Annotated in this window: 12 protein-coding genes, 2 tRNA genes, 1 rRNA gene and 1 pseudogene; 4 read left to right on the top strand and 12 right to left on the bottom strand. The window is 42.9% G+C overall.

What is annotated here, in order from left to right:
* Positions 1-48 precede the first annotated feature (48 nt).
* Positions 49-289 (top strand): annotated as a pseudogene (locus BM195_RS17405) (tyrosine-type recombinase/integrase); the annotation flags it as partial.
* A gap of 71 nt (positions 290-360) precedes the next feature.
* Here the strand turns inward: BM195_RS17405 and groL are convergent.
* Together groL and groES are read right to left on the bottom strand one after the other, a co-directional pair.
* Positions 361-1998 (bottom strand): chaperonin GroEL, encoded by a 1638-nt coding sequence (gene groL, locus BM195_RS17400; protein ID WP_090241448.1) that lies wholly within the window; start codon positions 1996-1998, stop codon positions 361-363.
* Between the two features lie 57 nt (positions 1999-2055).
* Positions 2056-2337: a co-chaperone GroES gene (groES, locus tag BM195_RS17395; RefSeq protein ID WP_090241445.1), complete on the bottom strand. Its 282-nt coding sequence runs from the start codon at positions 2335-2337 to the stop codon at positions 2056-2058.
* A 547-nt stretch (positions 2338-2884) separates the two neighbouring features.
* On the opposite strand from groES, the gene BM195_RS17390 reads away from it, so the two are divergent.
* Complete coding sequence (locus tag BM195_RS17390; RefSeq protein ID WP_090241442.1) at positions 2885-3598, top strand: CPBP family intramembrane glutamic endopeptidase; 714 nt, start codon at positions 2885-2887, stop codon at positions 3596-3598.
* A 6-nt stretch (positions 3599-3604) separates the two neighbouring features.
* A complete protein-coding gene (locus tag BM195_RS17385; protein WP_090241439.1) occupies positions 3605-3808 on the top strand; it encodes a YdiK family protein in 204 nt (67 codons plus the stop codon).
* 73 nt (positions 3809-3881) lie between these two features.
* Here BM195_RS17385 and BM195_RS17380 read toward each other — a convergent pair whose 3' ends face one another.
* Positions 3882-4514, bottom strand: a complete 633-nt coding sequence (locus BM195_RS17380) for a redox-sensing transcriptional repressor Rex (RefSeq protein WP_090241437.1) — start codon at positions 4512-4514, stop codon at positions 3882-3884.
* 3 nt (positions 4515-4517) lie between these two features.
* The gene (gene moaC / locus BM195_RS17375) at positions 4518-5012 is read right to left on the bottom strand and encodes a cyclic pyranopterin monophosphate synthase MoaC (RefSeq protein WP_090241434.1); all 495 of its coding nucleotides are present in this window, start codon (positions 5010-5012) and stop codon (positions 4518-4520) included.
* A gap of 132 nt (positions 5013-5144) precedes the next feature.
* On the opposite strand from moaC, the gene BM195_RS17370 reads away from it, so the two are divergent.
* Positions 5145-7061 (top strand): ABC transporter ATP-binding protein, encoded by a 1917-nt coding sequence (locus tag BM195_RS17370; RefSeq protein ID WP_090241432.1) that lies wholly within the window; start codon positions 5145-5147, stop codon positions 7059-7061.
* Between the two features lie 328 nt (positions 7062-7389).
* Here BM195_RS17370 and tsaD read toward each other — a convergent pair whose 3' ends face one another.
* From tsaD to BM195_RS17330, 8 genes are all read right to left on the bottom strand, one after another.
* Complete coding sequence (tsaD, locus tag BM195_RS17365) at positions 7390-8400, bottom strand: tRNA (adenosine(37)-N6)-threonylcarbamoyltransferase complex transferase subunit TsaD (protein ID WP_090241430.1); 1011 nt, start codon at positions 8398-8400, stop codon at positions 7390-7392.
* Positions 8397-8846, bottom strand: coding sequence for a ribosomal protein S18-alanine N-acetyltransferase (gene rimI / locus BM195_RS17360; RefSeq protein ID WP_090241427.1), 450 nt, complete (start codon positions 8844-8846; stop codon positions 8397-8399). Before rimI ends, tsaD begins: the two co-directional genes overlap by 4 nt.
* Positions 8839-9540: a tRNA (adenosine(37)-N6)-threonylcarbamoyltransferase complex dimerization subunit type 1 TsaB gene (gene tsaB, locus BM195_RS17355; RefSeq protein ID WP_090241425.1), complete on the bottom strand. Its 702-nt coding sequence runs from the start codon at positions 9538-9540 to the stop codon at positions 8839-8841. Before tsaB ends, rimI begins: the two co-directional genes overlap by 8 nt.
* Before the next feature lie 12 nt (positions 9541-9552).
* On the bottom strand, positions 9553-10014 hold the full coding sequence (gene tsaE, locus BM195_RS17350; protein ID WP_090241424.1) for a tRNA (adenosine(37)-N6)-threonylcarbamoyltransferase complex ATPase subunit type 1 TsaE: 462 nt from the start codon (positions 10012-10014) through the stop codon (positions 9553-9555).
* Positions 10015-10018: 4 nt separating this feature from the next.
* Positions 10019-10993: a thiamine-phosphate kinase gene (gene thiL / locus BM195_RS17345; protein WP_090241421.1), complete on the bottom strand. Its 975-nt coding sequence runs from the start codon at positions 10991-10993 to the stop codon at positions 10019-10021.
* 244 nt (positions 10994-11237) lie between these two features.
* A tRNA-Asp gene (locus BM195_RS17340) sits at positions 11238-11314 on the bottom strand.
* 158 nt (positions 11315-11472) lie between these two features.
* Positions 11473-11549: transfer RNA gene (locus BM195_RS17335), tRNA-Met, on the bottom strand.
* 180 nt (positions 11550-11729) lie between these two features.
* Positions 11730-12034 (bottom strand): 23S ribosomal RNA (locus BM195_RS17330); the annotation flags it as partial.

Here is a 12034-nt window from a genome sequence, read left to right as displayed (position 1 = left end):
AAGTCGCTCCCTTAATTGGGAGCGTGGATTGAAATTCAATTTGGACGGCAGTCACGGATGGCGAGACTTTTGGGAATAGCTGGTTTAAACCAAGAAATTGACACCACATAGTTTAAGACACACCCATACGTCGCTTCTTGCAGAGGCTGGTGTAGCACTGGAACAAATAATGGATAGACTTGGACATTCGGATGACCAAATCTCCAAAAATGTGTATCTCCATATGACACAAGAAATGAAAAAAGAAGCTTCCCAAAAGTTCAGCGAACTTATGAGAAGCCTCCGTTAATATCCTCAATGTGAGCATTACACTCTCATCTTACTTAAAAACCCACTCATATCAAGGGTTGGAACGGCTGCTTACATCATGCCGCCCATTCCGCCCATTCCGCCCATGTCAGGTGCGCCAGCGCCGCCACCATCGTTTTCTTCAGGAAGGTCTGCGACGACTGCTTCTGTTGTCAGGAACATCGCTGCAACAGATGCGGCGTTTTGCAGTGCTGAGCGGGTAACTTTTGTCGGATCGACGATACCAGCGTCAACCATGTTTACCCAATCGCCGTTTGCTGCGTTGAAGCCGATACCGACTTTTTCACCTTTCAAACGCTCAACAACGATTGAGCCTTCAAGCCCGGAGTTATGTGCGATTTGACGGATTGGCTCTTCAAGTGCACGCAGGACAATGCTTGCACCTGTCGCTTCATCACCGTTCAAATTCAGTGCACCGATTTTGGAAAGCACGTTGATAAACGCTGTTCCACCACCGGAAACAAGTCCTTCTTCAACGGCAGCTCTTGTTGAGTTCAATGCGTCTTCAATGCGAAGTTTACGCTCTTTCAATTCTGTTTCAGTTGCTGCGCCAACTTTGATGACAGCGACACCGCCTGCCATTTTAGCAAGACGCTCTTGCAGTTTTTCTTTGTCAAATTCGGACGTTGTTTCCTCAGCTTGTGCGCGAATTTGGGAAACACGCTGAGAAATAGCTTCCGGATCGCCTGCACCTTCTACAATAGTTGTGTTGTCTTTTGTTACAACGATTTTGTTGGCACGGCCAAGCTGTTCGATTGAAGCATTTTTCAGATCAAGTCCAAGATCTTCTGTGATGACTTCAGCGCCAGTCAATGTTGCAATATCTTCAAGCATCGCTTTACGGCGGTCACCAAATCCTGGTGCTTTTACCGCCACTGCATTAAATGTGCCGCGAAGTTTGTTCACAACAAGCGTTGCAAGTGCTTCACCTTCCACATCTTCAGCAATGATCAAAATTGGTTTTCCTTGTTGAACAACCTGTTCCAGTACTGGCAATACTTCCTGGATGTTGCCAATCTTCTTATCGGTGATTAAAACATAAGGATCTTCTAATTCTGCTTCCATTTTATCCTGATCAGTAACCATGTATGGAGAAGCATAGCCACGATCAAATTGCATTCCTTCAACAACTTCCAATTCGGTGTTGAAGCCTTTGGATTCCTCGATGGTGATGACACCGTCATTGCCGACACGTTCCATCGCTTCCGCAATTAGGTTACCGACCTCATCATCGCCGGAAGAGATCGCAGCTACCTGAGAAATGGATTCTCTTCCTTCGATTGGCTCGGAAATACCTTTCAATTCATTCACCGCTACTTCAACCGCTTGTTCAATACCGCGGCGGACACCAACAGGGTTGGCACCTGATGCCACGTTTTTCAAGCCTTCACGGATCATGGCCTGCGCAAGAACAGTAGCAGTAGTTGTACCGTCACCGGCAACATCGTTTGTTTTCGATGCAACTTCTGATACGAGTTGTGCACCCATGTTTTCAAATTGATCTTCCAGTTCAATTTCCTTTGCAATGGTAACACCGTCGTTTGTAATTAATGGTGAACCGAATTTTTTATCCAGTACAACATTACGGCCTTTTGGCCCCAACGTTACTTTAACGGCATCTGCAAGTGTATCAACACCGCGCAGCATTGCACGACGAGCTTCTTCACTGAATTTAAGTTCTTTAGCCATTTAAAAACGCCTCCTTGAAATATAATAATATGTCCTGACACGCTGCTGCAGGTTAATTTATACTACAGCCAAAATATCGTTTTCACGCAGAATTAAGTATTCTCTCCCGGAATGGTTAACTTCTGTTCCGGCAAATTTGGAGAAGATGACACGATCTCCTTCTTTCACTTCAAGCGCAACTTTTTCACCGTTGTCTGTTGTACGTCCGGAACCTACCGCAACGACACTGCCTTCCTGCGGTTTCTCTTGTGCTGAATCTGGAAGGACAATACCGCTTGCTGTTGTTTCTTCTTGCTCCACAAGCTCGATTACAACACGATCTCCTAGTGGTTTAATCATGCCGACAACCTCCTTAATTCCTTTTCATGTATTTGAAAAACCTTGTTAGCACTCCATCATGGTGAGTGCTAATTCCAATTAATATAATAAATAATTCATGTACAAAATGCAAGTATTTCTCACCAATATTTTTTAGATGATAAATCATCAACCCATTCTATTATAATACATCCCCTTAATTATGCTAAAATAAAGTGAGGTTTCATTTAGTGGGACGCTTCGACATAACGTGCGTGCAGGCATTGTCATAGGACGAACTTAGCATCCCGGGAAGTTATCCCCTTTTATTGCTTGGCTTCCTTGAACATCTTGAAGTAGATGTCTTACTGTCCGTTAAAGCGGGTTAAAGTGTAACTTCATTCAGTGGGGCGCTTTTTCTATTAAATGTTAGTTGAACAGAATCGGACCTTTAGGGAAAGTTTACCGCCGTTACCTGGCGGGTTACTGTCCGTTAAGGCAGGATAAATATTGGGTTTTTTTCTATCTTATAGACTTGCTAATACCAGCATATACTATATCAATTGCAAACAAAAGGAGTCGTTATATTTTGCCTAGACGTTACTGGTACGTGATTCTAACGTATATCATTATGCAATTTTCCGGACTTATATTTGCACCGCTTCTCTATTTCCTGACGCCGCTCGGGGTCAATGATGCTGGTGTCTACTGGTCCATTTTCAGTTTCATCGCCGCTCTGTTTGTTGTGTTATGGCTCATGCGGCCTGATATGAAAATGACACAGCACCGGGATAGAGCATCAACAGGAGAAATGGTCCTATGGTCGATTGCCGGCCTGTTTATGGCCTATTTTTCCAATTACCTGGCGACAGTAATTGAAACGTATGTATTGGGCATATCCCCCGGATCGGAAAACACCGAAATGATAATGGATATTACCCGAACCGTACCCTTCTTTATGATTATTACGGCTATTATCGCACCGATACTGGAAGAACTGATCTTCCGGAAAATCATCTTTGGGGAACTCTACAAACGGATGAACTTTTTTATTGCAGCAGCCCTTTCTGCGTTGGTCTTCGGGTTCATTCACGGGGAGCCGGAGCATATTTTAATTTATGCCTCGATCGGATTTGTCTTTGCATTCCTTTATGTGAAGACAAAACGCATTATCGTACCAATCATTGTCCATATGGCCATGAATTCCATATCGGTCATTGTACAATTAGCACTGGACCCGAAAGATATCGAAAATATGATGAAACAATTGGAACAAATGCAGATGATTTTTTATGGAGGCTAATGTTATATGAAAATATCACCGAAAACGATGGGGATCGTGTACTGCCTGCTGGGTATTTTGTTTACCTATGTTGCCATTCAGAGTGCAGATGGAACGATCTGGAACTTTCTCACGATTCTGCTTGCCTTTTTTGCCACACTTGACTTCGGTGTCGGGATACGTATGTTAATCATCCATTTCAAACTGAAAAATCAAAACAAAAAGAAGTAGTGCAACCATAAGCACTGCTTCTTTTGATTTGTGCCAAAGGAACGAGTGCCGGTCCAAAAGCTCATTTGGATTTTTACTTTTCCAGTGGATAGTGCTTCAAAAAATAAACCAGCGCCTGCAGTTCCACCGCCAAATCAATATGATGGACACGTATCCAGGAGGGAACCGTAATCCTCGCAGGTGTAAAATTAAGAATGCCGGACACGCCAAAATCGGCCAGCCGATTTGTCATGGTTTGCGCTTCAGCAGATGGCACGGTTAATATGGCAACCGACACATCCCCCATTTTTTCTTCCAGCTCATCAATGTGATAAACTGGAACACCGCCAATATCTGCGTCAACTTTATCCTGATCCGCATCAAACGCCATGACGATTTTTGTATTATTATTTTTTAGGAAATTATAATGTAAAAAAGCAGTACCGAGATTACCAACTCCAATCAGTGCGACTTCGGTCAACGCATCCTGATCCAGCGTTTTCCGGAAAAAACCGAGCAAATACTCGACATTATAGCCATATCCTTTTTTTCCCAGTGCTCCAAAATAGGAAAAATCTCTTCTAATGGTAGCCGAATCCACCTTCACCGCATCACTCAGCTCCCTTGATGAGACGCGTCTTTTTCCCTGCTGATTCAAATTGTTTAAAAAGCGGTAATATAACGGCAATCGTTTTGCAGTCGCCTGTGGTATTTTATGTTGATCCACTTCTCAGCCCTCCTTGGCGTCGCGGTGGTATTCACCTGATTTGCCGCCCGTTTTGCTGATTAAATAAGTCTGGCCGATAACCATCCCTTTGTCTAACGCCTTGCACATATCATAAACTGTCAAAGCCGTTGCAGAAGCTGCTGTTAATGCCTCCATTTCAACACCTGTTGATCCTTTTGTTTTGACAGAAGCTTCTATTTGCAGTTCATATAGTTCATCGTCAAGCTTCCATTTAAATGAAATATCCGTTCCTTTTAATGGGAGGGGATGGCACATCGGTATCCAGTCAGATGTTTTTTTAGCAGCCATAATCCCTGCAACCTGTGCAACTGCTAGCACATCACCCTTTTTCATCGTGTTGGACGTTATATTGTCATATATTTCGCTTGTCACTTGTATACTGGATTTGGCGGAAGCTGTCCGTTCTGTTTCTTGCTTATCACTAATGTCAACCATTCGCGTTCTTCCCTGTTCATTAAAATGCGTGAAATCAGACATATACTCAACTCCATTCATCCGTAAGAAGTTAAGCCTATTCTATCAGAAAAAAATCAATTAGTCGTGATTCATTTCACAATATGACTCCCTATCCAAGTCATGATACACTTAGATGGAATGAGGTGAACAAAGATGATACGAATGCAACTAAACGATATATCCAAGTCATTTGGAGCCGAAGAAATTTTGGCCAATATTAAACTTGAAATAAAAGATCATGACCGAATTGCGATTGTCGGCCGCAATGGTGCCGGAAAATCGACAGTGTTAAAAATCATGGCGGGGGAAATGTCCTATGATGAAGGCGAACTATTCAAGCCGAAAGATCTATCTATTGGTTACCTGACCCAGCACGGCAGTCTTGAGTCGGACAAATCGATTTGGGATGAAATGGTGGAAGTGTTCGACCATTTGCTGGTGCAGCAGCGGGAACTGAGATACCTGGAAAAAAAAATGACTCAAGCGGCCTCACTTGGCGAAGCAGATTATGAACAGCTTCTGCTAGATTATGACAAGAAGCAGCAGGCATTTGATGCAGATGGCGGTTATCGGTATGAAGCGGATATTAAAACGGTTCTTACCGGTTTAAACTTTCAGGATTATGATGATCAAACACCAATCAATGAACTGAGCGGTGGGCAAAAGACACGTCTTGCTCTTGGGAAATTATTACTAAAAAAACCGAATCTGCTCATTTTGGATGAGCCGACAAACCATCTCGATATCGATACGATGTCATGGCTGGAAAATTATTTAAGCAGTTATCCAGGTGCCGTTACGATTGTTTCCCATGATCGATATTTTCTCGACAAAACCGTATCAACCGTTTATGAAATATCCCGTCATCACTCCAAAAAATATAACGGCAACTACAGCTATTATTTAAAACAACGGGCATTGGATTATGAGAAGGAATTGAAGGAATATGAAAAGCAGCAGACCGAAATCAGGAAAATGGAAGATTTCATCCAAAAGAACATTGTCCGTGCATCCACGACAAAACGTGCCCAAAGCCGTCGGAAACAACTGGCAAAGATGGAGAAATTAGATAGACCTAAAGGTGATGAAAAATCAGCCTCCTTTTCGTTCCAAATTAACCGGTCAAGCGGCAATGATGTGTTAAAAATTGATCAGCTTGCCTATCAGTATGAACCCGGTGAACAAGTGTTTTCCAATGTCACACTGCATATGAATCGCGGTGAGCGAATTGCCCTGGTCGGTCCCAATGGTGTCGGAAAAACAACTTTACTCAAAACAATACTCGGACGCCTGCAGCCAGCAGACGGGTCGATCCACATTGGTACCAATGTGGAAATAGGCTATTACGATCAGGAGCAGCAGACATTAAATGTATCCAAGACAGTCCTGGATGAATTGTGGGATGAACACACGGCTGTGGATGAAAAGGATATCCGTACCGTTTTAGGCAATTTTTTGTTTACGGGTGACGATGTGCTGAAACCCGTTCACACACTAAGCGGAGGCGAAAAGGCACGTCTATCATTATCCAAACTGATGATGCAAAAAGCCAATTTGCTTGTACTGGATGAGCCGACCAACCATCTTGATATAGACAGTAAAGAGGTACTGGAGGCAGCTTTGGTAGATTTTCCCGGAACCATTATTTTCGTATCTCATGACCGTTATTTCATTAACCGAATTGCCGATAAAGTTGTAGAAATGCAGCGTGACGGAGCCACCACCTATCTCGGTGATTATGACTACTATATCGAAAAAAAGCAGGAAGAAGCAGAAATTAAAAAGCTGCAGCAGACAAAAGAATCCGCGTATACAGAAGATCAGGCGAAATCGAGATACAGGGAAGAGAAGCAGCTGCAGCGAGAAAAGCGAAAGAAACTGCGCCAGATTACTGAACTGGAACAAACGATTGAACAACGCGAAACAGAACTGGCAGCCCTCGAACAAAAAATGACTGAACCGGAAGTCTATGAGGATCACGAAAAATCCATAGAGCTCACCAAACAAACAAGCGAATTAAATCAGGAAATTGAACAATTAATGGAAGAATGGGCCTCATTGCAGGAGTAAAAATAATCAAAGATGCTTTATACGGAAACATTATAGAAATCGCTGCGCCACTCATTTTCATGACATCAGCGTATATAAGCCCCCTCGTCGTACAGACAAGGGGGCTTTTACCATGATTCAGTTCCAGCTGACCCAAAGACAGCTAAAACGAATTCATCCACAGCCATATACACAAATCAACAGTATCCATGCCGATTTCAGTCCATGTTATACACATTTTCCACAGGTGAACAGACGCTTATCCACAACTTTCGTCCACATTTTTTAAATTCATGTGGTGAAGTTTTCACAAAAAATATCCACAATACAGTGGATAAGTTTGTGGATATTAGTTTAATACGAGTGAAGGATTCGCATTCAAATCCCAGCCGGCATGCTTTCCTTTTTCATATGCAACAAAACCGGCCGCAGCAATCATCGCCGCATTATCTGTACAAAGCTTTAGTGGTGGTATCAACAGCGGGATATCCGTTGTCTCGAATTGTTCTGCCAATGATTTGCGCAGCCCCTGATTAGCCGCAACACCACCGGCAACAATGACTTGTTTGACGTTATATGTTTGTGCAGCTTTCCACGTTTTGGTTGTCAAAACGTCAACGACACTCGCCTGAAAACTGGCAGCAATGTCTTCCTTTTTTAATGATTCCCCGCGCTGTCTTGCATTATGAATAGTGTTAATAACAGATGACTTTAATCCGCTGAAGCTAAAATCGAAACTGTCTGTTTCAAGCCAGGCCCGCGGAAAGTCAATGGATTCCTCTCCCACGGCGGCCAGCAAATCTATCTGTGGCCCCCCGGGATACGGCAATTCCAGCATCCGGGCCACTTTATCATATGCCTCACCTGCTGCATCATCGCGTGTTTCGCCAATCAATTCATACGACCCATGCTTATTCATGAGAACAAGTTCCGTGTGACCTCCCGAAACAATTAAAGCAAGCAATGGGAACTCAAATTCACGTTCAAACCGATTTGCATAAATATGCCCAGCAATATGATGCACTCCGATCAATGGTTTCTGTTTGGCAAACGCCAATGCTTTTGCTGCGTTAACACCGACCAGAAGTGCACCTACAAGCCCCGGACCTTCCGTAACGGCAATAGCATCGATTTGATCCCATGTCATATTTGCATTTTCAAAAGCCTCTTCCAAAACAATCGTGATTTGTTCCACATGATGACGGGATGCGACTTCCGGAACAACACCGCCAAATCGCTTATGACTCTCGATTTGGGAAGCCACCACATTGGAGATGATCTCCCGGCCATTTTTGACGATGGCCACAGCCGTTTCATCACAGCTTGTTTCAATACCGAGGATATAATTGTCTTTTTTCATGATAAATTCACCCACATAACAATAGCATCTTCCTGATTATCTGCATAATAGTTTTTTCGGACACCACCAGGTACCAATCCGAACTTCCGGTACATTCGCTGTGCAACAATATTGGATACACGAACTTCCAGGGAGAGTCGTTTTGTCCCCATTTGCACAGCCTGCTGCAAGACATATAAGAATAATGTCTCCCCCCATTTCCTTCCTCGAAAATCGGGATTAATGGCGATATTAGTAATTTGTGCGTCATCAATCACATGCCACATGCCAGCGTAGCCGATTAATTGTTGATCAATCAGCATGACATAATAGTGTGCATACTGATTATGAGACAATTCCTGTAATAGAATATCCTTTGGCCATGGTGTCATGAATGATTTCTTTTCGACTTCCATGACAGCATCAATATCGGACAATCCCATCTTTCGGATAGACAGTTCAGCCATTTTTTCCTTTTTCCTTTTCCAGCCAGTTCGCTTCTGCTTCAGCAAGCCGCAAATAATTGGGGGTTAACGTATGTATAGCTTCAGGAAGCTTGTGCAATCCAGCAAACGCTAAATGTGACGGATCAGCCATATGAAATGGGCCATCGGGGATAATCGCACTGTCTCCCAAATAATCCTGAATCATTTTCTGATGCAGTTTGATGTCCGGACTCAGAAATAGCACTTTTTTCTGCATTTTAGCCAACACTTTTAGCCAGTCTTCCATCAATATATTTTTTTCTTCGTCTACTAATTCAAGACTGTTATGGTATACCTGGTATAAGCCCGTATAGACAAGCCCGCGCCGTGCATCAAAGAGTGGACAAATATAGCCGCCATAAAAACGCCCCTGCCATGCAAGCACTTCAAGACTGGTTACCCCAACAACCGGTATATCAAGCGCCCACGCCATTGATTTGGCTGTTGTTAGGCCGATCCGTACCCCGGTATAAGAGCCTGGACCTTTTGCGGCCACAATTTTATCCAAATCTTCCGGCTTCATATTTACCTCATCCAGCAATTGATTGATTGCTGGCATTAATCTGACGGAATGATTCTTTTTTATATTTGTGATCACTTCCCCAACTAACTGATCATCTTTCAGCAAAGCGACACCTAGTACTTGATTTGATGTATCTATTGCAAGTATATTCATTGCAGAAACTCCTTATCGTAAACCGGCCACATCAGCTGCAACCGAATTAAAGTGTACACCCTTTGGAAAAAACGCCAGTAATCGCATGTGTGCATCAATATACGAAATGTTTATATTCAAATATTCCGCTGGCAAATACTCTTCAATAAAATGTGCCCACTCAACAACGCAAACACCATCTCCATTAAAATACTCCTCAAAACCGATGTCCTCATCAGAATCCTCCAGCCGATAAACATCCATATGGTAGAAAGGCATCTCCCCATCGTATTCTTTTATAATCGTAAATGTAGGGCTGTTAACAGTTCGCTTAACTCCCAAACCTTTTGCCAGACCTTTGGAAAATGCTGTTTTACCTGCTCCCAGATCACCCTCTAATGTGATCACATCGCCCGGTTTCAATAATACTGCCATTTTTTCTGCTATTTGAGCCGTTTCCATTTCAGAATGTGTTTCAATTTGATAATCACTCATTATTTCACCCGCTTCGATGAGTATAACCTTTTTTTTCTAACTGTTTCTTTGTATGATTACGATCCACCAGCGCTACATGATGACCTTGATTTCTGTCTTCAGTAACCACGCCAATTTCTGTGACTGGGGTGCTTGTCCTGTCAGCAACTTCTTTCAGCGAATCCCAGCCATCTTTGGGCACAGTTCCCAGCAATTCAAAATCTTCTCCGCCATACAGCTTCCATTTATATTGCTGCTCTTTACTGAATTGGTAAAAGTTTTCACTAACGGGGATTTTTTCTTCATAAATGGTCAGGCTGACATTGGAGGCTTCCGCAATTTCATTTGCCTCGCTCGCTATTCCGTCACTAATATCATTTAAAGTGATCCTTGGCAGTAATTCCAGGCCGCTCGCAAAATCATTCCTCATCGTTGGCATCCGATGTCTGCGATAATAATATGCTTGATCCTTATAATCATTTGGGTTATTCAGCATATGGAATCCGGCAGCAGAATCTCCCAATGTACCTGTCACAAAAACTATATCACCGGATTTTGCCGTACTTCTGTATCTTGCTTTATCCCGATTCACATAACCAATTACCGTTATGGATAGTGACAGCGCTTTACCTGATACTGTATCACCGCCTATTAAATCCATATGATATGCCATAGCCAGTTCTGCCATACCTTTATACAGCCGGATCAATTCTTCATCGCGCCAGGACTGCGGTATAACAACTGACACAAGATAAAAAGCGGGACTAGCCCCCATTGCGCTCAAATCACTAATATTAGCTGCAAGCGAACGGTATCCAATTTGAAAAGGGGTCATAGTCGACCTTGAAAAATGTACATCTTCCACAAATGTATCAACAGCCGTTATGATATCTTGTGATGGCTGACGAAAAACTGCTGCATCATCTCCAATACCCTTCATAACAGAGGGCTGTTTATAGGCATGTTGTTTGATCGCATCAATAAATGCAAATTCATTCATGATATACCACCAGTTTCATTATGAACTATATTAATGATAGCAAATACAACGTAAAAAGGAAATTTAATGAAGCCTCAGGTGGTTGGTTATTGTTCTTTGTTTTTGGTAAGTATCCCCGCTAAGCCCCGCCAATATTAATAGACCCCAAGTAATGAGTTGTTTTAAACATAACAAGACCGTTTCCTTTAATATGGAAACGGTCGTCTAGTTCTATGTATTTTTTAACGAAATTATTCGCATAAAATGGCGGTCCGGACGGGACTCGAACCCGCGACCTCCTGCGTGACAGGCAGGCATTCTAACCAACTGAACTACCGGACCAACAGGTCATTATAATCATTGCAGTACATGCTAGTGAAATAATTTGTAACACCCAGTATCGATATAAATCGACGTAGTTAGTTGGAATATTTTGATTGCATTCAAGAGTTCCAACGATTAGCATTGATGATTGTTCAATGCAGTAAAAATGAGAATTTTGGTTGCGGGGGCAAGATTCGAACTTGCGACCTTCGGGTTATGAGCCCGACGAGCTACCAGACTGCTCCACCCCGCGATATGAAATAAAATATAAATTATACATGTGCTTCTGATTCTAGACAAACATAATTGCTAATCTCTTTGAAGGCCCTTAATAAGGCACAAGAACTATTATATACATTTTTCACGAAAAATGCAAGGGTTTTTTATTCACACCCTGAAAACTAAATAAGAGATACATTCAACGATCCTTTGTTTAGTTAAGTCCTCGATCGATTAGTATCCGTCAGCTCCACGTGTCACCACGCTTCCACCTCGGACCTATCTACCTCATCGTCTCTGAGGGATCTTACTCACTTGACGTGATGGGAAGTTTCATCTTGAGGGGGGCTTCATGCTTAGATGCTTTCAGCACTTATCCTTGCCACACGTAGCTACCCAGCTGTGCTCCTGGCGGAACAACTGGTACACCAGCGGTGTGTCCATCCCGGTCCTCTCGTACTAAGGACAGCTCCTCTCAGACTTCCAACGCCCACGACGGATAGGGACCGAACTGTCTCA

Source organism: Lentibacillus halodurans, assembly GCF_900112045.1.
Taxonomy (GTDB): Bacteria; Bacillota; Bacilli; order Bacillales; family Amphibacillaceae; genus Lentibacillus; species Lentibacillus halodurans.
Note: the sequence above shows the minus strand (reverse complement) of the source record. Positions and strands in the feature narration are given on the sequence as shown.